Annotated in this window: 23 protein-coding genes, 1 pseudogene and 2 riboswitches; of the genes and pseudogenes, 16 read left to right on the top strand and 8 right to left on the bottom strand. The window is 71.0% G+C overall.

Features of this window, described 5'->3' with window-relative positions; genetic code table 11:
- Nucleotides 1-187 precede the first annotated feature (187 nt).
- From efp to mnmC, 3 genes and pseudogenes are all read left to right on the top strand, one after another.
- Nucleotides 188-742, top strand: coding sequence for an elongation factor P (gene efp, locus LRS14_RS18200; protein ID WP_046114754.1), 555 nt, complete (start codon nucleotides 188-190; stop codon nucleotides 740-742).
- Between the two features lie 12 nt (nucleotides 743-754).
- Nucleotides 755-1,741: a DUF3445 domain-containing protein gene (locus LRS14_RS18195; RefSeq protein ID WP_257800551.1), complete on the top strand. Its 987-nt coding sequence runs from the start codon at nucleotides 755-757 to the stop codon at nucleotides 1,739-1,741.
- A pseudogene (gene mnmC / locus LRS14_RS18190) lies at nucleotides 1,732-3,452 on the top strand (FAD-dependent 5-carboxymethylaminomethyl-2-thiouridine(34) oxidoreductase MnmC). Before LRS14_RS18195 ends, mnmC begins: the two are co-directional and overlap by 10 nt.
- Nucleotides 3,453-3,466: 14 nt before the next feature.
- Here the strand turns inward: mnmC and LRS14_RS18180 are convergent.
- Together LRS14_RS18180 and rpiA are read right to left on the bottom strand one after the other, a co-directional pair.
- A complete protein-coding gene (locus tag LRS14_RS18180; protein ID WP_257800550.1) occupies nucleotides 3,467-5,503 on the bottom strand; it encodes a S9 family peptidase in 2,037 nt (678 codons plus the stop codon).
- Nucleotides 5,504-5,516: 13 nt separating this feature from the next.
- Complete coding sequence (gene rpiA / locus LRS14_RS18175) at nucleotides 5,517-6,176, bottom strand: ribose-5-phosphate isomerase RpiA (RefSeq protein WP_257800549.1); 660 nt, start codon at nucleotides 6,174-6,176, stop codon at nucleotides 5,517-5,519.
- 59 nt (nucleotides 6,177-6,235) lie between these two features.
- Here rpiA and LRS14_RS18170 point away from each other — a divergent pair, with 59 nt between their 5' ends.
- Genes LRS14_RS18170 through LRS14_RS18160 form a run of 3 tightly spaced genes read left to right on the top strand, consistent with a single transcriptional unit; the run spans nucleotide 6,236 to nucleotide 8,440 of the window.
- A complete protein-coding gene (locus LRS14_RS18170) occupies nucleotides 6,236-7,294 on the top strand; it encodes a quinone-dependent dihydroorotate dehydrogenase (protein ID WP_046114817.1) in 1,059 nt (352 codons plus the stop codon).
- Between the two features lie 47 nt (nucleotides 7,295-7,341).
- The gene (locus tag LRS14_RS18165) at nucleotides 7,342-7,935 is read left to right on the top strand and encodes a hemerythrin domain-containing protein (RefSeq protein WP_257800548.1); all 594 of its coding nucleotides are present in this window, start codon (nucleotides 7,342-7,344) and stop codon (nucleotides 7,933-7,935) included.
- A gap of 10 nt (nucleotides 7,936-7,945) precedes the next feature.
- Complete coding sequence (locus LRS14_RS18160) at nucleotides 7,946-8,440, top strand: hypothetical protein (RefSeq protein WP_052736494.1); 495 nt, start codon at nucleotides 7,946-7,948, stop codon at nucleotides 8,438-8,440.
- Nucleotides 8,441-8,476: 36 nt separating this feature from the next.
- Here the strand turns inward: LRS14_RS18160 and LRS14_RS18155 are convergent, their stop codons facing one another.
- A complete protein-coding gene (locus LRS14_RS18155; RefSeq protein WP_046114757.1) occupies nucleotides 8,477-9,115 on the bottom strand; it encodes a CoA transferase subunit B in 639 nt (212 codons plus the stop codon).
- A 2-nt stretch (nucleotides 9,116-9,117) separates the two neighbouring features.
- Nucleotides 9,118-9,825: a CoA transferase subunit A gene (locus LRS14_RS18150; protein WP_257800547.1), complete on the bottom strand. Its 708-nt coding sequence runs from the start codon at nucleotides 9,823-9,825 to the stop codon at nucleotides 9,118-9,120.
- An 82-nt stretch (nucleotides 9,826-9,907) separates the two neighbouring features.
- On the opposite strand from LRS14_RS18150, the gene LRS14_RS18145 reads away from it, so the two are divergent.
- Genes LRS14_RS18145 through LRS14_RS18135 form a run of 3 tightly spaced genes read left to right on the top strand, consistent with a single transcriptional unit; the run spans nucleotide 9,908 to nucleotide 11,621 of the window.
- Complete coding sequence (locus LRS14_RS18145) at nucleotides 9,908-10,345, top strand: PaaI family thioesterase (protein WP_404977586.1); 438 nt, start codon at nucleotides 9,908-9,910, stop codon at nucleotides 10,343-10,345.
- Between the two features lie 2 nt (nucleotides 10,346-10,347).
- Entirely contained in the window at nucleotides 10,348-10,923 is a 576-nt protein-coding gene (locus LRS14_RS18140; protein WP_257800546.1) for a LuxR C-terminal-related transcriptional regulator, read from the top strand.
- A gap of 23 nt (nucleotides 10,924-10,946) precedes the next feature.
- A complete protein-coding gene (locus tag LRS14_RS18135) occupies nucleotides 10,947-11,621 on the top strand; it encodes a glutathione S-transferase (protein ID WP_257800545.1) in 675 nt (224 codons plus the stop codon).
- A 9-nt stretch (nucleotides 11,622-11,630) separates the two neighbouring features.
- Here the strand turns inward: LRS14_RS18135 and LRS14_RS18130 are convergent, their stop codons facing one another.
- From LRS14_RS18130 to LRS14_RS18120, 3 genes are read right to left on the bottom strand one after another with little or no spacing between them, the layout of a single operon-like run.
- The gene (locus tag LRS14_RS18130) at nucleotides 11,631-12,077 is read right to left on the bottom strand and encodes a thioesterase family protein (protein WP_310740854.1); all 447 of its coding nucleotides are present in this window, start codon (nucleotides 12,075-12,077) and stop codon (nucleotides 11,631-11,633) included.
- Nucleotides 12,074-12,745: a YceH family protein gene (locus tag LRS14_RS18125; protein ID WP_257800544.1), complete on the bottom strand. Its 672-nt coding sequence runs from the start codon at nucleotides 12,743-12,745 to the stop codon at nucleotides 12,074-12,076. The genes LRS14_RS18130 and LRS14_RS18125 overlap by 4 nt, the downstream gene beginning before the upstream one ends.
- Before the next feature lie 7 nt (nucleotides 12,746-12,752).
- A complete protein-coding gene (locus tag LRS14_RS18120; protein ID WP_046114763.1) occupies nucleotides 12,753-13,535 on the bottom strand; it encodes an SDR family oxidoreductase in 783 nt (260 codons plus the stop codon).
- Nucleotides 13,536-13,700: 165 nt separating this feature from the next.
- On the opposite strand from LRS14_RS18120, the gene LRS14_RS18115 reads away from it, so the two are divergent.
- The 4 genes from LRS14_RS18115 to LRS14_RS18100 are packed head-to-tail and all read left to right on the top strand — an operon-like array spanning nucleotide 13,701 to nucleotide 18,346.
- Complete coding sequence (locus tag LRS14_RS18115) at nucleotides 13,701-15,386, top strand: electron transfer flavoprotein-ubiquinone oxidoreductase (RefSeq protein WP_046114764.1); 1,686 nt, start codon at nucleotides 13,701-13,703, stop codon at nucleotides 15,384-15,386.
- A 16-nt stretch (nucleotides 15,387-15,402) separates the two neighbouring features.
- Nucleotides 15,403-16,836 carry a DUF2868 domain-containing protein gene (locus LRS14_RS18110; RefSeq protein WP_257800542.1) on the top strand — a complete coding sequence of 478 codons (1,434 nt, stop codon included), beginning with the start codon at nucleotides 15,403-15,405 and terminating at the stop codon, nucleotides 16,834-16,836.
- Nucleotides 16,833-18,275, top strand: a complete 1,443-nt coding sequence (locus LRS14_RS18105) for a GTPase domain-containing protein (protein ID WP_257800541.1) — start codon at nucleotides 16,833-16,835, stop codon at nucleotides 18,273-18,275. The genes LRS14_RS18110 and LRS14_RS18105 overlap by 4 nt, the downstream gene beginning before the upstream one ends.
- Complete coding sequence (locus LRS14_RS18100) at nucleotides 18,212-18,346, top strand: hypothetical protein (protein ID WP_257800540.1); 135 nt, start codon at nucleotides 18,212-18,214, stop codon at nucleotides 18,344-18,346. Before LRS14_RS18105 ends, LRS14_RS18100 begins: the two co-directional genes overlap by 64 nt.
- Here the strand turns inward: LRS14_RS18100 and LRS14_RS18095 are convergent, their stop codons facing one another.
- Complete coding sequence (locus tag LRS14_RS18095) at nucleotides 18,347-18,973, bottom strand: nucleoside/nucleotide kinase family protein (RefSeq protein WP_257802159.1); 627 nt, start codon at nucleotides 18,971-18,973, stop codon at nucleotides 18,347-18,349. It abuts the gene before it with no gap.
- A gap of 100 nt (nucleotides 18,974-19,073) precedes the next feature.
- On the opposite strand from LRS14_RS18095, the gene LRS14_RS18090 reads away from it, so the two are divergent.
- The 3 genes from LRS14_RS18090 (at nucleotide 19,074) to gcvH (ending at nucleotide 21,146) form a co-directional block, all read left to right on the top strand.
- The gene (locus LRS14_RS18090; protein WP_157039673.1) at nucleotides 19,074-19,259 is read left to right on the top strand and encodes a hypothetical protein; all 186 of its coding nucleotides are present in this window, start codon (nucleotides 19,074-19,076) and stop codon (nucleotides 19,257-19,259) included.
- 45 nt (nucleotides 19,260-19,304) lie between these two features.
- Nucleotides 19,305-19,405, top strand: a riboswitch (glycine riboswitch).
- 12 nt (nucleotides 19,406-19,417) lie between these two features.
- Nucleotides 19,418-19,533, top strand: a riboswitch (glycine riboswitch).
- An 82-nt stretch (nucleotides 19,534-19,615) separates the two neighbouring features.
- A complete protein-coding gene (gene gcvT / locus LRS14_RS18085; RefSeq protein WP_257800539.1) occupies nucleotides 19,616-20,731 on the top strand; it encodes a glycine cleavage system aminomethyltransferase GcvT in 1,116 nt (371 codons plus the stop codon).
- Between the two features lie 40 nt (nucleotides 20,732-20,771).
- Nucleotides 20,772-21,146: a glycine cleavage system protein GcvH gene (gcvH, locus tag LRS14_RS18080; RefSeq protein ID WP_046114769.1), complete on the top strand. Its 375-nt coding sequence runs from the start codon at nucleotides 20,772-20,774 to the stop codon at nucleotides 21,144-21,146.
- The last annotated feature ends 24 nt before the right edge of the window (nucleotides 21,147-21,170 follow it).

Genomic DNA, 21,170 nt, shown 5'->3' with positions numbered 1-21,170 from the left:
GCGCGTCGCCCTGAAGCCTGGCCTCCTGGCCGGTACCGGGACCCGCGCGACACCCGGCGTCGCGATCTGCCGCAAAAACCGATACGCAATGCTTCGCAAGCTGCAGAACTGCCACCGCCACCTTCCCGCGTGAAGGCAGCGTGATGCAAGAGCGGCAAGCGACGCCCACCGAACCAAGAGAGCCGCTATGAAACTCGCACAGGAAATCCGCGCAGGCAACGTCATCATGCAGGGCAAGGACCCGATGGTGGTGCTGCGTACCGAATACAGCCGCGGTGGCCGCGGCGCCGCCACGGTGCGCATCAAGATGAAGAACCTGCTGAACGGCGGCGGGGCCGAAGTCGTCTTCAAGGCCGACGACAAGATGGACCAGATCATCCTGGACAAGAAGGAGTGCACCTACACGTACTTCGCCGACCCGATGTATGTGTTCATGGACGCCGAGTACAACCAGTTCGAGGTCGAGGCCGAGAACATGGGCGACGCCATCTCCTACCTGGAAGACAACATGCCGGTGGAAGTGGTGTTCTACGACGGCAAGGCCATCTCCGTCGAACTGCCCACCACCGTGGTGCGCGAGATCGAGACCGAGCCGGCCGTCAAGGGCGACACCTCGGGCAAGGTGATGAAGCCCGCCAAGATCGTCGGCACCGGCTTCGAGATCTCGGTCCCGCTGTTCGTGGAAAGCGGCGACAAGATCGAAATCGACACCCGCACGCACGAATACCGCAAGCGCGTCTGAGCGCTGCACGCGATGGCCTCGGCCGACTCGCTGGACAAGGGCACTTCGGTGCCCTTTTTTCATCGTGGCTTCGATGTGGAGGCCGCGGTGCAGGCACCGTTCCGCATGCAGCCCGGGCTGCGCCGACGCGCGGCCGATGCGCCGCTGCTCACGCCCTGCCGGCCCGGCGGGCGCCACCTGCAGGCCAAGCTGGCGGTGCTGGGCAGCGCATGGGCAGCCTGCCTGCAGCAGCAGCCGGGCTTCGACGCATTGCCGGCGCTGCGCCGCCTGGCGGCAGCGCTGGCGCAAGCCCATCCCGCTGCCTGGCGTGTGCAGGGCGGCGCCTGGCAGGCGCTGCAGCTCGGATGGTCCGTCGATTCGACCAGTGGCCTGCCGCATCCATCGGGCGGGCCGGCGGCCATTGGTGAGGTACTGCAGACGCTCCCGCCGGCCTGGCGCGCCGCGGGCCTGCTGGCCCTGGCATTCGAGGAAGACCTGGCGCTGCTTGACGGCCGCAGCGCCACCCTGCCCTGGCTGGCGGTGGCCTTGCCTTCGCACTGGCGTCCGGCCGACAAGATCGGCCGCCACTTCGCCGAGGTCCATGCGCCGGTGGCCGACAACACGCTGCTGCTGGCCGCCGGCGCGCACCTGATGCGGCTGGTGAGCGATGTGGACCGCTGGGAGCGTTTCGTCTGGACGCTGACACCGCATGCCGGCCTCGACGCACATCCCGACCGCTGCGTGTCGGCCTGGCCGGCCGACCCCTCGGCCGTGGCCGACGCCGCCCACTGGCGCAGCGAACACCAGACCTTCTTCCCGCTGGGCGACGGGCTGGCGCTGTTCGGCATCCATGTCGCCACCGCTCCGATGAGCCAGGCGCTGGCCGCTCCAGTGCATGCACGGCTGGTGCATGCGGCGCTGGCGTCGATGAGTACCGCTGTCCTGACCTACCGCGGCATGGCCCAGGCACAGCCAGCGCTGCTGCACTGGCTGCAGCAGCGCGGCGCGGCATGCACATGACGACGCCGGCTGAGCTCCTCCAGGCCGCAGACCTGCCCGGGCGATGGCAAGGGCGCCCGCGCTTCGTGTTGCTGGCGGCCGGCTGTGACGGCGCGGCGCTGCTGCAGGCCACGCTGGCCGCCTGGCGACACGATGCACTGCGCTGCCAGTGGCTGCACCTGGTGCTGCTGCTGCCGCAGGGCGGCACGCTGCACGGCGTGCATGCCGTGCCGGGCATGCAGCGCCAGCTGCTGGAAGCAGGCGCGGTCACGGTCGATGTGCTGCAGGGCTGCACGCTGCGTGAGGGCCTGCGCGCGCTGCGCCTGCAGGCTGATGCGCTGCTGCTGGGGGGCGAGTGGGACCGCCATCTGCTGCGCCGCCTGGGACAGTTGGCCGCGCCGCAAGCCATGTTGGCGGCACCGGCCGGCGTCGGCATGGCCGAAGGCTTGCGCGCCGCCGGCTTCCAGGTGAAGGCCGGTGCACCGCTGCTGCGGGCCTGTTATGCGCCACGCTTCCAGCCGCGGGGTGACCCGGCGCCCGCCTCGCCCGCCAGGCCGGGCGACGAGGTGCTGGTGTTGGGTGCCGGCCTGGCCGGTGCCGCCTGTGCGCAGGCACTGGCCCGCGCTGGCCTGCAGGTGCAGGTGCTGGAACGCCATGCCCAGGCGGCACAGGAGGCTTCCGGCAATCCGGGTGGGCTGTTCCACGGCATCGTCAACCCGCAGGACGGCCTGCATGCCCGCTTCAACCGCGCCGCCGCGCTGCAGGCGGCACGCCTGTACCGGCCGCTGATCGAGCAGGGCCGGGTGCCCGGCCGCATCGATGGCTTGCTGCGCCTGCAGGCCGATGGCCTCGACGCGTTGGCCATGCAGGCACAGGCGGATGCGCTGGGCCTGCCTGCCGCCTATGTGAAGGCACTGCATGCCGAAGCCGCAGCCCAGGCCAGCGGCCTGCCCTTGCGGACACCGGCCTGGTTGTATCGGGAAGGCGGCTGGCTCGACCCCGGGGCGATGGTGCGCTGGCTGCTCAACCAGCCCGGCATCACGCTGCATGCCGGCACTGCAGTGCACCAGCTGCAGCGCAGCGCCGATGGCGCCTGGCAGGCGCTGGATGCAGCCGGCTGTCTGCTGGGCCAGGCCCGTCACCTGGTGCTGTGCAATGCCCAGGATGCGATGCGCCTGCTGCCGGCCGCTGCCACCCATGGCCGCTGGAGCATCAGCGCGGCCAGCTCACGCTGCTGCCGGCAGACCTGCCCGGCCTGCGCAGGCCGCTGCTGCCGGTGGCCGGCGGCGGTTATGCGCTGACCTTGCCAGACGGCAGCGTGCTGTGCGGCGCCACCGCCCAGGCCGGCGACACCGATGGCGGCCTGCGCGCCACCGACGAGGCGGCCAACCTGGCGCGTTATGCCGCCCTCACCGGCGCCGTGCTGCCTGCACCTCTGCAGCCGCTGCCTGGCCGCACCGCGTTCAGGTTGCTGGCAGCCGATCGCCTGCCCGTGGTGGGTGGCGTGCCGCAGCCCGGTGTGTTGAACGACCAGCCGCGACGCATCGCGCGCGTGCCGGGGCTGTTTGTCTGCACTGCGCTGGGATCGCGCGGCATCACCTGGGCGCCGCTGGTGGCCCAGGTGCTGGCGGCGCAGGTCACCGGCCTGCCGGCGCCGCTGGAGGCCGATCTGCTGGATGCCATCGACCCCGCGCGCTTTGCGGCGCGCCAGGTCCGCAAGCCCGCGCGCTGAACAAGCCGGCCGCCTCAGCGCGGCGTGGCCAGGTGCTGGTCGAGGAACTGCTCCATCGCCTCGAAGAAGGCCAGCCGGTGTTCATGGCGGCTCAGGTGGTGGTCGCCGCCCTCCTGCTCGATGTAGCGGTGCGGCTTGCCGGCGCTCTTCAGCGCGGCGGCCATCTCGCGGCTTTGCTCCACAGGCACCGAGCGGTCGGCCGTGCCGTGCACCAACAGCACCGGCACGCGGATGCGCTCGGCCTGCAATGCGGGCGAGGTGGCACGCAGCTGCGCACGGTCGCCCCAGAACTGGCCGATCATGCGGTCGCTGGCCCGCAGGCCGCCGATGTACTCCGACTGATGCAGGATGAGATCGGGCAGGTGCGACACGCCGGCAAAGCTGATGGCGCAGCGGTACAGCTCGGGCGTTTTCACCACGCCCATCAGCGCCGCATAGCCACCGTAGCTGCCGCCGACGATGCACACCCGGCCGGCATCGGCCACGCGTTGGCCGATGGCCCACTGCACGGCGTCGGTCAGGTCGTCCTGCATCTCCAGGCCCCAGCGGCGCAGGCCGGCCGCCTTGAAGGCGGTGCCATAACCGTCGGAGCCGCGGAAGTTGACCTGCATCACCGCATGGCCGCGGTTGGCCAGGAATTCCGTCCAGGCGTCGAAGTCGTCGTCGTCGCGGCTGTGCGGACCGCCATGCGGCAGCAGCACCATCGGCAGCGCTGCGCCGCCGTCGCCCAACTTGCGGCCCTGCGGCAGTGTGAGGTAGACATTCAGTGGCAGGCCGTCGCGTGCGCGGATGGCGGTGCGCTGCTTGCCCACCAGCGTGGCGTCCGACAGCTCGGGGTAGGCGTCGGCCACCAGGGCGATGGTGCCCTTGTCCCGGTCGCCCACGAAGTACTGGCCGGGCTGGCCATTGCCGCTGGAAAACAGCAGGAAGCGCTGCTCGTCGTGGGCCATGTGGATGATGCGGTTGTAGCGGCCCGGCAGCGCCTGGTTCAGGCCCTTGAGCAGCGCGCGCCAGGGCGGCGACCACAGGGTGCCGCCGTCGCCGTCATCCTCGTCGTCTCCGGCCAGGCCCGCGCCGGCGATGCCCAGCACCTCGCCGCTGAGCGGCGCACGCAGCAGGCTGCCGCCCACGTCGTGCCGGGCATCGGCCAACACCAGCGTGCGCGGCAGCGAAGCGTCGTCCAGCTGCACGCTGAAAACGGCACTGCGACCCTCGTGCTGGGCACTGACGTACAGCCGCTGCGGATCAGTACCGAAGCCCATCGGCCAGACGCCGTCTTCCGACTTGTCGAAGCGCCACAACGTGCGCCATGCGCCTCCTTGCGGCTCGGTGGCGCGCACCGACCAGTGACCGTCGGAATCGCTGAACACTCCCACACGCACGCGGTGCTGCGCATCGGTCAGCCAGCGCAGCGCACCGCGCTCGGGCGACATCACCGTGGAGCGGGCACCGGTCTCCACGTTCAGCCTGACCACGCCCAGCTCGTTGCTGTCCACCGAGCGCAGCTGCAGCAGTACATGGCGACCGTCGGACGGCAGCCAGTCGATCACCCGGTCCTGCTGCTGCTGCGTGCGCCGCACGGTGGTGATGCTGCTGCCGCGATCAAAGCGCGTGAGGTCGATCACGCCGCTGCCATCGGCCTTGACCGACACCAGCCGCGTTTCCACGGTGCCGGTGAACTGGCGGCGCGAAGCAAAGCGCAGGCTCACCACCAGCCGATCGTTGTTGACCCAGCGCGCCCAGTTGAAGTGGTGGCTGGTGTTGTCGGTGCTGAGCACCGGCACCAGCTTGCCACCGGCCACTGGCCGCGTGGCCACCACGGTGCGGCCCTCCTGGTTCAACAACACTGCGATGCGCTGGCCGTCGGGCGACAGCGTCATGCCGCTGAGCATCGGCAGCCGGGCGTAATGCGCCACCGGTGCGCGCTGCTGCGGCACCGCGGCAGAGGCTGGGAGCTCCGCCGGCTGCTGCGCCAGGCTGGTTGCGGCCATGCCGGCCATGAAGCAAGCCAGCAGCAGGTGCTGGAACGGCAGCGACAGGCGCATCAGCATGGTGTGGGGTCTCTCAGAAATTCAGCGTGCGCACACCGTCGGCGGTGCCCAGCAGGCACACGCTGGCCTTGTGCCGCGCGAAGATGCCGACGCTGACCACGCCGGGCCATTGGTTGACTTCCGTCTCCATCGCCGGGGGGTCGGTGATGGACAGGCCGCGCACGTCCAGGATGGGATGGCCGTTGTCGGTGATGACACCGGGCCGCAGCATGGCCTGGCCGCCCAGCCGGGCGAAGCGCCGCGTCACCTGCGCGCTGGCGGAGGCGATGATCTCCACCGGCAGCGGAAAGGCGCCCAGCGTGCGCACCAGCTTGGAGGCATCGGCGATGCAGATGAAGCGGTCGGCCAGGTCGGCCACCATCTTCTCGCGCGTGAGCGCGGCGCCGCCGCCCTTGATCATGTAACCGCGGTCGTCGATCTCGTCGGCACCGTCGATGTACACCGGCAGGTGCTCGATGCCGTTGGCGTCGAACACCGGGATGCCGTGCGAGCGCAGCCGCTCGGTGCTCTGCTCCGAGCTGGACACCGCGCCCGCGATCTGCCCCTTGATGGCGGCCAGCGCGTCGATGAACTTGTTGACCGTGGAGCCGGTGCCCACGCCCACGATGCTGCCGGGCACCACGTGCGCCAGCGCCGCCTGGCCGACGAGGGCCTTGAGTTCGTCTTGATTCATGCCGCGGATTATCCAAGCCGCGACACGGCGTGCACCAAGCGCAACGGACAATAGTGACCATGATCCTTCCCTATGCCCTTCCCCGCGCGGTGCTCTTCGGCATGGATGCCGAGCGCGCGCACGACCTCACCCTGGACAGCATCGCAAGGCTGCAGAACACGCCGGCGCAGTGCCTGTGGGCCCAGGCCCGCGTGGCCGATCCGGTCACCGTGGCCGGCCTGCGCTTTCCCAACCGCATCGGCCTGGCCGCCGGGCTGGACAAGAACGGCCGCTGCATCGACGGCTTCGGCGCGATGGGCTTCGGCTTCATCGAGGTGGGCACCGTCACGCCCAAGGGCCAGCCCGGCAACCCGAAGCCGCGCATGTTCCGCCTGCAGCAGGCCGATGCGCTGATCAACCGGCTGGGCTTCAACAACGAGGGGCTGGACGCGTTCATCCGCAACGTGCAGCGCGCGCGCAGCTTCCGCGCTGCGGGCGGTGTGCTGGGCTTGAACATCGGCAAGAACGCCAGCACGCCCATCGAGCGCGCGGCCGACGACTACCTGGCCGGCCTGCAGGGCGTGTTCGCCCATGCCGACTACGTGACGGTGAACATCAGCAGCCCCAACACCCAGAACCTGCGCTCGTTGCAGAGCGACGAGGCGCTGGATGCGCTGCTGAGCGCGCTGCAGGAGCGCAAGCAGGCGCTGGAAGCCGCGCAGGCCGACCGCAGCCGCCGGGTGCCGATGTTCGTGAAGATCGCGCCCGACCTCGACGAGACGCAGGTCAAGTTCATCGCCGGCACGCTGCGCCGCACCGGTGTGGATGGCGTGATCGCCACCAACACCACCATCGCCCGCGACGCGGTGCAGGGCCTGCCGCATGCGAACGAGACCGGCGGCCTGTCGGGCAAGCCGGTGTTCGAGGCCAGCAACCGCGTGATCGCCGCGCTGCGCGCCGAGCTGGGCAGCGGCTATCCCATCATCGGCGTGGGCGGCGTGATGAGCGGTGCGGATGCACGGGCCAAGCTGGCCGCGGGGGCGGACCTGGTGCAGGTCTACACCGGGCTGATCTACCGCGGGCCGGCGCTGGTGCGCGATGCGGCGCTGGCGATGCGCGGGCCGATCGGGGCGGCTTGATCTGGATCAGCCGGGGTTGCGGCAGGGCTGCCTACATTGGCCTCACCATGCCCAAGACCATCGACATCATCCGCCAGGAACATGCCGCGCTGGCGGCGATGCTGCGCTCCATCCTGCTGCTGCTGGCGCAGTCGCGACGGGAGGGCACGCTGCCGGACTTCGGCGCGCTGCGGGCGATGCTGTTCTACGTGGACGAGTTTCCGGAGCAGCGCCACCACCGCAAGGAATCGGAGCTGCTGTTCCCCAAGCTGCGGGCGCGCACGCCGCTGTCGCGCGACCTGCTGGACGAGCTCGACCACCAGCATGCGCGCAGCGAACGTGCAGTGCGCGACGTGGAGCATGCGCTGCTGGGCTTCGAGATGATGGGCGAGCCACGCCGCGGCCACTTCGAGCGTGCGGTGCAGTGGTACGTCGACCACTATCGCGCCCACATGGCGCTGGAGGAGCAGCAGATGCTGCCGCTGGCCGAGCGGGTGCTGACGCCGGCCGACTGGGTCGAGCTGGACGAGGCCTTCGGGCAGAACCAGGATCCGTTCGCGGGCCATGAACCGGCGCCGGACTATGCGGCGCTGTTCAGCCGCATCGTGAACCTGGTGCCGGCGCCCATCGGTCTGGGGCCGGCGGCACGTGCCGCGGGTTGAGGGCTGCCGCATGGCACCGCTGTGCCGCAAGGCCCTGCCGGAGGACTTTCCTGCCCTGCAGCAGATGCTGGAGCTGTACCAGTACGAGCTGTCGGACATCTGGCCACAGGACCTCGATGCCCAGGGTCGCTACGGCTACGACCTGGGCCGCCACCGCGAGGGCCTGCGCTTTCATGCCTACGTGGTGCTGCAGGCTGATCTCTATGCGGGGTTCGCCCTGGTCGCGCCTGCGGGCGTCACGCGCAGCGCCGGCTGCTGGATGGAGCAGTTCTTCGTGCTCAAGCGCCATCGGCGCGAGCGCATCGGCGAGGCCCTGGCGCGCTTCGTGTTCAGCGCCCATCCGGGCCCGTGGGAGGTGGGACAGATGTTCGACAACCTCGTGGCGCAACAGTTCTGGCGCCGGGTCATCGCGGAGGTGGCGCAGGGCTCCGTGGCCGAGCTGCGGTGGACCGAAGGCTGGTGGCAGGGTGTCGTGCAGCAGTTCGAAGTGGCGCCCGCCGCTTGATGGCGGCGGGCCACCGCTCAATGCCGCGGCACGCCCTCAATGCAGCGGCACCCCCGTCTTCTGCTGCAACTCCTCCAGCGTCACCCCCGGAGCGATCTCGACCACCTTCAGGCCTTGCGGCGTCACGTCCAGCACCGCCAGGTCGGTGATGATGCGGTTGACCACGCCCACGCCGGTCAGCGGCAGGGTGCACTTGGGCAGGATCTTCAGGTCGGTGGTGCCGTCCTTCTTGCGGGCCACGTGCTCCATCAGCACGATCACGCGCGGCACGCCGGCCACCAGGTCCATCGCGCCGCCCATGCCCTTGACCATCTTGCCGGGGATCATCCAGTTGGCCAGGTCGCCGTCCTCGCTGACCTGCATCGCGCCCAGGATCGACAGGTTGATCTTGCCGCCGCGGATCATCGCGAAGCTGTCGTGGCTGCCGAAGATGCTCGAGCCCGGGATGGTGGTGACCGTCTGCTTGCCGGCGTTGATGAGGTCGGCGTCCACCTGGTCTTCCGTGGGGAAGGGGCCGATGCCCAGCATGCCGTTCTCGCTCTGCAGCCACACCTCGATGCCCGGCGGCTGGTGGTTGGCCACCAGCGTGGGCAGGCCGATGCCCAGGTTCACGTAGAAGCCGTCCTGCAGTTCGGCCGCGGCCTTGGCGGCCATCTCGTCATGCGTCCAGGCCATGGTCAGGCTCCCTTCTTCTCTGTGATGGTGCGCTTCTCGATGCGCTTCTCGGGCGTGGCGTTGACCACGATGCGGTGCACGTAGATGCCGGGCAGATGGACGTCGTCGGGGTCGATGTCGCCGGTTTCCACCAGGTGCTCCACCTCCACCACCGTGACCTTGCCGGCCATCGCGCAGGCCGGATTGAAGTTGCGCGCCGTGCGGCGGAACACCAGGTTGCCGCTCTTGTCGGCCTTGTAGGCCTTGACCAGCGCCACGTCGGGCGTCAGCGCGCGTTCCAGCACGTAGACATGGCCGTCGAACTCGCGGGTTTCCTTGCCTTCGGCCACCAGGGTGCCCACGCCGGTGCGGGTGAAGAAGGCCGGGATGCCGGCCCCGCCGGCGCGGAGCTTCTCGGCCAGCGTGCCCTGCGGCGTGAACTCGAGCTGCAGCTCGCCGGCCAGGTACTGGCGCTCGAACTCCTTGTTCTCGCCCACGTAGCTGGAGATCATCTTCTTGATCTGCCGCGTTTCAAGCAGCTTGCCCAGGCCGAAGCCGTCCACGCCGGCGTTGTTCGAGATCACCGCCAGGTCCTGCACGCCGCTGGCCTGCAGCGCGTCGATCAGCGCCTCGGGTATGCCGCACAGGCCGAAGCCGCCGACGGCGAGCAACTGGCCGCTCTTGACCACCCCATCGAGTGCCGCCGCGGCACTAGGGAAAACCTTGTTCATCTGCAAGCTCCTGGAACGGGACGGGCGAGCGTACTACGTATAGGATTAAGTAACAGATACGCAGAATCGCCTAAGGAGGAGCATGGACAAGAAGCCGCCGCCTGTCACGCCCATGGGCATCGAGCCGCTGCAATCCGCGCTGGGCGAGCTGTTCGCACCCTGGGTGCGCGAGCTGGCGCTGCAGGTCACGACCACCGGGCCCGGCAGCGTCACGCTGCGGCTGCCCGTCACGCCGCACCATGTGCATGGCGGCGGCGTGCTGTGCGGGCAGACCTTGATGTCGGCCGCCGACACCGCGATGGTGCTGGCGGTGATGACGAAGCTGGGTGCCTTCAAGCCGATGACCACCGTGCAGCTGCAGACCAGCTTCCTGCGTGCGGTGCCCGGCGACGCCGGCCACGCGGTGGTGCAGGCCCGGGTGCTGAAGATGGGCCGCAGCCTGGTCTTCGGCGCCATCGACATCCACACGCCCGACGGCCAGCTGGCCGCGCAGGCCACCACCACCTACGCGCTGCTGTAGCCATGGCGGCCGAACCCACCGAACTGGCGCTGGACTACCGCACCGCCTTCGACCAGGCGCCGGTGGGGCTGGTGCTGTCGCGCCACCGGCTGATCGTCGACTGCAACCGGCAGGTGCTGGAGATCTTCGGCGCCGCGCGTGAAGACCTGCTCGGCCATTCCTTCGAGCGGCTCTATCCCACCCACGACGAGTTCGAGCGCACCGGCGCGCGCATCGTCGCCAGCCTGGGCCCGGGCGGGCGCTATGCCGACGAACGGGTGATGAAGCGCCTGGGCGGCCCTGCCGCGGGCGAGCTGTTCTGGTGCCATGTCTCGGGCCGCGCGCTCGACCCGAGCCGGCCGCACGCCGCGGGCATCTGGTCGTTCGAGGACCTCTCGGCGCAGCGCCGCGTGAGCTGCGACCTCACCGCCCGCGAACGCGAGATCTCCGCGCTGCTGATCGACGGCCTGACCAGCAAGCTGATCGGCAAGAAACTGGGCATCAGCCCGCGCACGGTGGACGTGTACCGCGCCCGCCTGATGCGCAAGTACTCGGCCGCCACCACGCCCGAGCTCGTCCACAAGATGCTGCGGGCCTGAAGCGCCGCGGACCACCCCTTCAGATGATCACCGTCCACCACCTCGAAAAATCCCGTTCGCAGCGCGTGCTGTGGCTGCTCGAAGAGATGGGCCTGCCCTACGAGCTGCGGCTGTACAAGCGCCACCCGCAGACGATGCTGGCACCACCCGAGCTGCAGTCGGTGCATCCGCTGGGCAAGTCGCCGGTGATCACCGACGGCGACATCACGATGGCCGAGTCGGGCGCCATCATCGAGTACCTGACCCAGGCCTACGAACAAGGCCAGGCGCTGGTGCCGGCGCGCGGCAGCGTCGAATGGCGGCGCTACATCTACTGGCTGCACTTCGCGGAGGGTTCGATGATGCCGCCGCTGCTGCTGAAGCTGATCTTCAACCGCGTGCGCACCGCGCCGATGCCGTTCTTCGTCAAGCCGATCGCGCGCGGCATCGCCGACAAGGTGACCGGCGCCTTCGTCGAGCCCAACCTGAAGCGGCTGCTGGCCTTCATGGAAGCCGAGCTGGGCGGCCGGCCGTGGTTCGCGGGCGAGCAGTTCAGCGCCGCCGACGTGCAGATGAGCTTTCCGCTGGAAGCCGCCGCGGCGCGCGGCGGGCTGGACGCCAGCTACACCAACCTCAGCACCTGGCTGGCGCGGGTGCATGCGCGGCCGGCGTACAAGCGGGCGATCGACAAGGGCGGGCCCTTCTCGATCCCCGGCTGACCGACAGGCTCAGCCCGCGTCCGTCACCGCCAGCGCCCGCAGCCAGTCGGGCAGCGGGATCGAGCGCTCGGTCTTCATGTCGGTCCACACCAGCTTGCCGCCGCCGGTGGCGCAGGGCTGGCCGGGCTCGTCGGCGCGCTCCAGGGTGAAGAAGGTCTCGATGCTGCTGCGGCCTGCCTGGCCGACGTAATGGCGCGCCACCACGTCGCCCGGGAAGCGCAGCTGCCGCAGGAAGCTGCAGAAGGCGTTGACGATGACCGGGCCGGTGCCGTCCTCGTAGATGGCGCTGTCGGCCAGGCGCAGCCAGTCCAGCCGCACCGTCTCGAAGTACCGGAAGTACAGCGTGTTGTTCACATGGCCGGCGGCGTCCATGTCGCCCCAGCGCACCGGGATGACCAGGGTGTGCACCAGCTGCTTGTGTTCAGGCAGGTCGAAGCGCATGTCCAGACCCGTCATGCGTTGCCGGGGCCGGGCTCCATCCCCAGCTCCGCCGCCATGCGCTGCACCAGCGTGCGCAGCGCGGCCACCTCGGCCTGCAGCGCGGCGAAGTCCTCTGCGCTGACGGCCGGCGTGGCGGAGGCGGGCAGCGGCGGCAGCGGGCCGGTGCCCACCGCCACGGCCGGCACGTTGGCCTCGCCGCACAGCAGGTGCGCCCAGCGCGGCTCGCGCCCGCCCGGGGAGCGCGGCAGCTTGATGACCCGGGGCGGGGTCTTGCCCATCAGCTCGTCGAGAAAGGCTTCCACCGACCCGGTGTCGGCAAAGCGGTGCAGCCGCTCGGTGTTGGCGCGCAGCTCGGCCGCGGTCTGCGGGCCGCGCAGCGCCAGCACCGCCAGCAGCGCGGCGGCGGCGCCGGGCACGCCCAGGCCGCGCGCGGCGTTGTGCTCGTAGCGGGTGACGCGGGTGCCGCTCACCTCATTGACCAAATGCTGCTCGCGCAGGCCTTCCAGCGCGGCCAGCACCTCGGTCTCGCTCAGGTTCATCACCGGGTCGCGGGCGGTCTTCTGGTTGCAGCCGGCGGCCAGCGCATTGAGCGACAGCGGATAGGTGTCGGGCACGGTGGACTGCTTTTCCACCAGCACGCCCAGCACCCGGGCCTCGGCCAGCGTCAGGTCGCGTTGGCTCATCGCGGTGTCACACCCCGAAGCCGTCGTCGGCGGCGATCACCGCGCCGTTGATGAAGTGGCTCTCGTTGGCGCACAGCATCATCAGCGCGGTGTCCAGGTCCTGCGGCTGGCCCACGCGCTTGCGCGGCAGCATCGAGATCAGCTTCTGGCCGGCGTCGCTGCTCCAGTGCTTGTGGTTGATCTCGGTGTCGATGTAGCCGGGGCACAGCGCATTCACGTTGATGCCGTAGCGTCCCCACTCCAGCGCCATCGCCTTGGTCATGTGCACCACGGCGGCCTTGCTCATCGCGTACACGCCGATCTTGCCCAGCACCTTCAGCCCGGCCATCGAGGCCACGTTGACGATGCGTCCGCCGGTGTAGGTGCCGGGGGCCGAGCCGCTGGCGCGCGCGATCATGCGCTTGGCCACTTCCTGCGCCACGAAGAACGAGCCGCGGGCGTTGGTGTTCATCACGTAGTCGAAGTCCTCCGGCGTCACGTCGGTCAGCTTCTGCGTGGTGCTGACGCCGGAGTTGTTGACCAGGATGTCGATCGCGCCGACCTCGGTCTCGGCATGCGCCACCGCGGCACGGATGCTGGTGGGGTCGGTCACGTCCATGCCCACCACGTGGGCGTCGCCGCCGGCGCCTTCGATCTCGGCGCGCAGCGTCTTCAGCCGGTCGATGCGGCGGGCGCTCAGCACCACGGCCGCGCCGGCCTCGGCCAGCACCTTGGCGAAGTGGCAGCCCAGGCCGCTGGATGCGCCGGTGACCAGGGCCACGCGGCCCGACAGATCGATCTTGTAGCTCATGCGCAGGGCTCCTCGAGCGGGGCGTTCTTCATTCGGATCGGATGACGATAGCACGCACCCCCGGCCGCCCGTAACGGCCCGCGGCACGGCCGGAAGCCGTCTGGTGACGGCCACTTAGAATCGCCGGTCGCACAGAAGTCACGAACCCGAGACAAGGAACGTCGGATGACCCCGCAGGAGATTCTTGAGCAATTCGGCCCGCGCGAGGCCATGGAGTACGACGTGGTGATCGTCGGCGGCGGACCCGCCGGCCTGGCCACCGCCATCCGGCTCAAACAGCTTGCGGCCGAACAGTCGAAGGAGGTGTCGGTCGTCGTCCTCGAGAAAGGCAGCGAGCCGGGCGCGCACATCCTGTCGGGTGCGGTGATGGACCCCATCGGCCTGAACGAGCTGCTGCCCAACTGGAAGGAGCTCGGTGCGCCGCTCAACCAGCCCGTCACCGGCGACGAAGTGCTGTTCATGAGCGAGACCGGCGCCACCCGCACGCCGGGCTGGCTGGTGCCCGACTGCTTCCACAACGAAGGCAACTACGTCATCAGCCTGGGCGCGGTCACCAAGTGGCTGGGCGAGCAGGCCGAGGGCCTAGGCGTGGAGATCTTCCCTGGCTTCACCGCGGCCGAGGTGCTCTACAACGACGACGGCTCGGTCAAGGGCATCGCCACCGGCAACCAGGGCATCGGCAAGGACGGCCAGCCCACCGACGCCTTCCAGCTGGGCATGGAGCTGCACGGCAAGTACACCGTGTTCGCCGAAGGCTCGCGCGGCCACCTGGGCAAGCAGCTGATCGCGCGCTTCAAGCTGGACGAAGGCAAGGACCCGCAGAGCTATGCGCTGGGCGTGAAGGAGCTGTGGGAAGTGCCGGCCGACAAGGCCAGGCCAGGCCTGGTGGTGCACACCGCCGGCTGGCCGATGGAGCCCGACACCTATGGCGGCGGCTTCCTCTACCACCTGGAGGGCAACAAGGTCACGCTGGGCTTCGTCACCGGGCTGGACTACAAGAACCCCTACCTCAGCCCGTTCGAGGAAATGCAGCGCTGGAAGGCGCACCCCAGCATCCGTGTCCACATCGAAGGCGGCAAGCGCATCGGCTACGGCGCGCGGGCCATCACGGCCGGCGGCATCCTCAGCCTGCCCAAGACGGTGTTCCCGGGCGGTGCGCTGGTGGGCTGCGACGCGGGCTATCTGAATGCCGCGCGCATCAAGGGCAGCCACGCTGCCATCAAGACCGGCATGCTGTGCGCCGAAGCCGCCTTCGAGGCCGTGACCAGCGGTCGCCAGCAGGACGAGCTGAGCGCCTATCCCGCCGCCTTCGAGCAGAGCTGGCTCAAGCGCGAGCTGGACCAGTCGCGCAACTTCAAGCAGTGGTTCAAGCGGGGCGTGTACGTCGGCTCGCTGATGACCGGCATCGAGCAGTGGCTGCTGCCCCGCCTGGGCGTGAAGAGCCCGCCGTGGACCATCCACCGTAAGGTGGCCGACCACACCCGGCTGCTGCCGGCGGCGGAGTGCCAGCCGATCGTGTATCCCAAGCCCGACGGCAAGCTCACCTTCGACCGGTTGTCCTCGGTGTTCATCAGCAACACCAACCACGAGGAGAACCAGCCGGCGCACCTGACGCTGAAGGACGCCAGCGTGCCGGTGGCCATCAACCTGGCCAAGTACGCCGGCCCCGAAGGCCGCTACTGCCCGGCGGGCGTGTACGAGTACGTGAAGAACGCCGACAACACCGACCGCCTGCAGATCAATGCCCAGAACTGCGTGCACTGCAAGACCTGCGACATCAAGGACCCCACGCAGAACATCGTGTGGGTGACGCCGGAAGGCGGCGGCGGACCCAACTACGCCGGCATGTAAGGGCCGCAGCCTCGCCGTGACCGAGGACGAAGCGCGCCGCATCACGCTGCTGCGCGCCTTCGAGGCGCCGATGGCCGCGCCCTGGACCGAGGCGGATGCCGCCGCGGCCAGCGCCGAAGCGGCCCGCGCGGTGGGCGAACAAGCCGCGCCCGGGCGCTACCTGGCCGCCCGCGCCCAGGCGGGCCTGGCCCTGCTGCTGCCGAAGGAGCCTGCCGCCGCCCGGCTGCTGCAGGCCAGCCGCGGCGCGCGCTGGCCCGGGCCGCTGCTGGTGGTGCTGGCGGCCGGCCTCGGGCTGGCAACGCAGGCCCTCGGGCCGACGCAGCAGCTCAACCTGCTGGCACCGCCGCTGCTGGGCCTGCTGGCCTGGAACCTGTTGGTCTACCTGGCGCTGGCGGCCGCGGCGCTCAACCGTCTTGCCCGGCGCCAGCGCGCGGTTCATGGCGCATCGAGCGCAGGCACCCTGGCGTCCGCCGAAGACCTGCCCGGCCACGTCGCCGCGCCGCCGCCCTTCGGCCTGCGCCGGCTGCTGGCCGCGCCCGCCTGGAGAGCCGCCGCGGGCCACCCGGCCCTGGGGCGATTCGCCGAGCGCTGGTCGGCCCAGGCGGCGCCCTTGTGGTCGGCCCGCGCGGCCGTGTGGCTGCATGCGGCGGCCGCGGCGCTGGTGGCCGGCGTGCTGGCCTCGATGTACCTGCATGGCCTGGCCTTCGAGTACCGCGCCGGCTGGGACAGCACCTTCCTCTCGGCCGATGCGGTTCACCGGCTGCTGAACGGCGTGCTGGGCCCGGCCTCGGCGCTCAGCGGCATCCCCCTGCCAACGGCCGCCGAACTGGCCGGCCTGCGCTTTTCCGCGGGGCCGGGCGAGAACGCCGCCCGCTGGATCCATCTGCATGCACTCACCGCCGCCGGCGTGGTGCTGCTGCCGCGGCTGGCGCTGGCGCTGGGCGCCGCGATCCGCGTGCACCGGCTGGCGGGGAACTTTCCGCTGCCCATCGACGATGCCTACAGCCAGCGCCTGCTGCGCAGCCACCGCGGTGGCGCGGTGCTGCTGCGGGTGCAGCCCGTGCAGTACCGGCTGCCGGCGGTGGCAGTCGAAGGCCTGCAGCGGGTGCTGCGCCACAGCTTCGGCGAGCAGGCGCGGCTGCAGCTGGCCGAGCCGCTGCACGAAGGCGACGACGCCGGCCACGGCGCGCCGCCGGCGATGCTGCTGTTCGCCCTCAGCGCCACGCCGGAGCGTGAGACCCACGGCGCCACCGCCGAAGCCTGGCCCGCCGCCCGCCTGCTGGTCGACACCTCCGGCTTCGCGCAGCGCTTCGGCGCGGCGCGGGCGCAGCAGCGGCGCGAGGCCTGGCAGCGCATGCTGGCCGGCCTGGGCCGCACGCCGGTGTTCATCGACCTCGCCCATCCCGACCTGGCCGCCGCCGAGGCCGCGCTGCAGGCCGCGCCCGCATGACCGGCAGCGGCGCGCCCACCGAGGCCATCGGGCTCAGCCTCGTGTCCCACACCAACGTGGGCAAGACCACGCTGGCCCGCACGCTGCTGGGCCGCGACATCGGCGAGGTGCGCGACGAAGCCCATGTGACCGAGACCGCCGAGCGCCACACCATGCTCGCCACGCCCGAGGGCCAGCGGCTGGAGCTGTGGGACACGCCCGGCTTCGGCGACAGCGTGCGGCTGCTGCGCCGGTTGGAGCAGGCCGGCAACCCGATCGGCTGGTTCCTGGCGGAGGTGTGGGACCGCTTCCGCCACAAGCCCTTCTGGTCGGCCCAGCGCGCCATGCGCAATGTGCTGGAGCAGGCCGACGTGGTGCTGTACCTGGTGAACGCGGCCGAGTCGCCCGACGACGCGACCTACGTCGATGCCGAGCTGCGGGTGCTGCAGCTGCTGGGCAAGCCGGTGGTGGTGCTGCTGAACCAGCTGGGCCCGCCGCAGCCGCGGCCGCTGGAGGAGGCGCAGCGCCAGGCCTGGCAGCAGCGCGTGCAGCGACCGGTGCTGGCGCTGGACGCCTTCGCCCGCTGCTGGGTGCAGGAAGGGCGGCTGCTGCAGGCGGTGGCCGATGCCCTGCCTGCGGCGCGGCGCCCGGCCATGGCGGCGCTGCAGGCCGCCTGGCTGCGCCGCAGCCAGGGCGTGTGGCACGAGGCCATGGCCGAGCTCGCGCACCGCCTGGCCCGCGCCGCGCTGGACCGCGAGGCCCTGCCCGCCGGCGGCCTGGGCGCGCGGCTGAAGGAGCTGGGCGTGGCCGTGGGCCGCAGCATCGGCCTGCAGCCCGACGAGGCCGGCGGCCCGCAGGCGCGGGCGATGGAAGCCCTGGCCGCCCGCGTGGCCGAGGACACCCGCGGCTCCACCGACCGGCTGATCGCGCTGCACGGCCTGCAGGGCCGGGCGGAGGCGGATGCGGTGCTGTCCCGCGTGGCGGCGCAGTTCGCGCTGCGCGCGCCGGTGGACGAAGGCCGGGCCGCCCTGTGGGGCGGCGCGGTGACGGGCGCGCTGGCCGGCCTGAAGGCCGACCTGCTGACCGGCGGCCTGACCCTGGGCGGCGGCATGCTGGCCGGCGGGCTGCTGGGCGCGCTGGGCGCGGCCGGCCTGGCCCGCGGCTTCAACCTGATGCGCGGCGTGGAGGCGCCCAGCGTGGCCTGGTCGGACGCCGCGCTGGACGACATGGTGCACGGCGCGCTGCTGGGCTACCTGACGGTGGCGCACTTCGGCCGCGGCCGCGGCGGCTGGACGGCCACCGAGCATCCCCCTTCTGGAACGAGGCGGTGGCCGCCGCCATCGCCAGCCACCGGCCGGCGCTGCGCCGCCTGTGGGCGGCGCGGGCGGAGGCCGGCGTGGCCGTCTCCGCCGAGGCCGACCGCCACACCCTGCAGGCCGGGCTGCAGGCGTGGCTGGTGACCGTCAGCGCCGAACTGCTGCGCGGGCTGTATCCGGACGACGCCGGCGCGCTGCAGCCGCCGGCGGGCTGATCAATCCCAGCGCAGCAGCCAGTCGGCACGCGCCCGGGTGGCCTCGATGCGGCGGGCGTTCGGCTCGTCGCTGCCGTCCACCCAGGCCCGCGCCGCCTCCGGTGAGCGGCCGAATTGCACATGCCGCGCCACCAGCCGCCGCAGCCGCGTTGGCTCGTCGCCTTCCACGTACCAGGCCTGGGTGAGCAGCGGGCGCACCGCGGCCCAGGGGCCGTCGTCGAGCAGCAGGTAGTTGCCCTCGGTGATCACCAGCGGCACCTCGGGCGTCACCGCGATGGCGCCGGCCACCGGCTCCTCGATCTCGCGCCGGAACTCGGGCGCATACACGGTTTCGCCGGGCACGGCGGCATGCAGGCGGCGCAGCAGGGCGGCGTAACCGGCGGCATCAAAGGTGTCGGGCGCGCCCTTGCGCTGGTCGCGGCCCAGCCGCTGCAGCTCCGCCTGCGCCAGGTGGAAGCCGTCCATCGGCACCACCACCGCCCTGCCGCCCAGCGCGGCGGCCAGGGCCTGCGCCACCGTGGACTTGCCCGCCCCGGGCGTGCCCACCAGCCCCAGCACCGCCCGGCGACCACTGGCCAGCAGCGCTTCCGCGCGGGCCAGGGCCTCGGGCGGCAGCGCCACGGCCAGAGCGCAGCGGCTTGTTACCTGTGCTGGAAATCCTGCGGCAAGCTTTGTCATCCGAAATCCATCTTGCGTCGTTAGAGGTGCCACGCGGCGCCAACAAGCCGTGAGACAGCCCCGCATGATGATCCAGAAATCCGCTCATCCCGTGCAGCCCGCCGGCTCCCGCCGCAGCGAGCCCTTCGAGCCCCCGGCAGACAAGGGCCAGAAGTTCGAGCCCTTCCTGATTCCCGCCATGGGCCGCGACCGCCGCAGCATGGCGCGCGAACTGCGCATGGACCAGCGCCGCTGACCCAGCGCGGCAGCGGCCCGGCCCACCCGGGGGCCTGGGCTACACTGCCGCCCGCCAGGAGAGAGCCGCTGCGGCATCCCAACGCAACGGCCGCCGAAGGCGCAGGGGCACAAGCTCCGAACGCTCAGGCAAAAGGACTGGCAAGACGCCCCGTCGGGGCGTTCCTCACTGGAGAGAGGCGGGCCGCGAGCCCGCCCACCGAAGGGGCAAGCCGTGCCGCCGCACCACGCGGGGCCCGGCCAATCTCTCAGGTAAAGCGGACAGCGAGGGCATCACCCCACCCAGAACGCCCGACGGCGGTTATGGTGGGTGATCGATGGCCTCTTCGCTTCCCCTTTCACCCCGGGAGACATCCGATGTCCGCTGAACTGCTCCAGACGCCGCTGCATGCGCTGCACGTGGAACTGGGCGCCAAGATGGTGCCCTTCGCCGGCTATGCGATGCCGGTCAACTACCCCGGCGGCATCCTCGCCGAGCACCGGCAGTGCCGCGATTCGGCGGCGCTGTTCGACGTCTCCCACATGGGCCAGCTGCGGCTGCCCGATGCCGCCGCCGCGGCCGCCGCGCTCGAGACCCTGGTGCCGGCCGACATCGTCGATCTGGGCGTGGGCAGGCAGCGCTACACCCAGCTCACCAATGCCTCGGGCGGCATCCTCGACGACCTGATGGTCACCCGGCGCGAGAACGACCTGTTCCTGGTGGTCAATGCCGGCTGCAAGGCCGACGACATCCGCCACCTGCAGACCCACATCGGCCACCGTTGCCAGGTCATCCCGCTGCCCGACCGTGCCTTGCTGGCGCTGCAGGGCCCGAAGGCGGTGCAGGCGCTGGCGCGGCTGAATGCCGACGTGGCCCGCCTCACCTTCATGACCGGCGGCAGCTTCGCGCTGAACGGCGTGGAGTGCTTCATCACCCGCTCCGGCTACACCGGGGAGGACGGCTTCGAGATCTCGGTGCCCGCTGAGGAGGCCGTGGCCCTGGCCCGCCAGCTGCTGGAGCAGCCGGAAGTCAAGCCCGCCGGCCTGGGCGCGCGCGACACGCTGCGGCTGGAAGCCGGCCTGTGCCTGTACGGCCATGACATCGACACCACCACCTCGCCGGTGGAAGCCGGCCTGGCCTGGTCCATCCAGAAGGTGCGGCGCCCCGGCGGCGCGCGGGCCGGCCACTATCCCGGCGCGGCGGTGATCGAGAAGCACCTGGCCGGCGGTGCGCCCAGCAAGCGCGTGGGCCTGGTGGGGCTGGAGCGCATCCCGGTGCGCGAAGGCGCCACCCTGCACGACGCCCACGGCCACAAGCTGGGCCGCGTGACCAGCGGCACGCTGGCGCCCACGGTCAACCAGCCCATCGCGATGGCCTACCTGGCCGCCAACCATGCACAGCCCGGCAACGAGGTGCATGCCGACGTGCGCGGCAAGCGCCTGCCGATGCGGGTTAGCGCGATGCCCTTCGCGCCCCACCGCTACCAGCGCTGAACCCCTTCCATCCCACCCCACGAACCCCAGGAGCGAGCACATGACGATTCAGTTCACCAACGACCACGAGTGGATCAATGCCGGCGACACCGATGCCGCCATCGTCGGCATCACCCAGCATGCGCAGGACGCGCTGGGCGACGTGGTGTTCGTCGACCTGCCCGAAGTGGGCAAGACCTTCGAGAAGGGCGACGTGGCCGGCGTGGTGGAGTCGGTGAAGGCCGCGGCCGACCTGTTCATGCCCGTCACCGGCGAGGTGGTGGAAGTGAACGAGGCGCTGCGGGCCGACCCGTCGCTGGCCAATTCCGACCCGATGGGCGCGGGCTGGTTCTTCAAGGTGCGCGTGGCCGATGCCGGCCAGCTGGGCGGCCTGATGGACGAGCCGGCCTACCAGGCCCTGCTCAAGACCCTCTGATCCCTCTTCCCTGCCCGCGAGCCT

The organism is Aquincola sp. J276 (assembly GCF_024700035.1).
In the GTDB taxonomy this organism is placed as follows: Bacteria; Pseudomonadota; Gammaproteobacteria; order Burkholderiales; family Burkholderiaceae_C; genus Aquincola; species Aquincola tertiaricarbonis.
The sequence above is the reverse complement of the archived record's forward strand: the minus strand, read 5'-3'. Positions and strand labels throughout refer to the sequence as shown.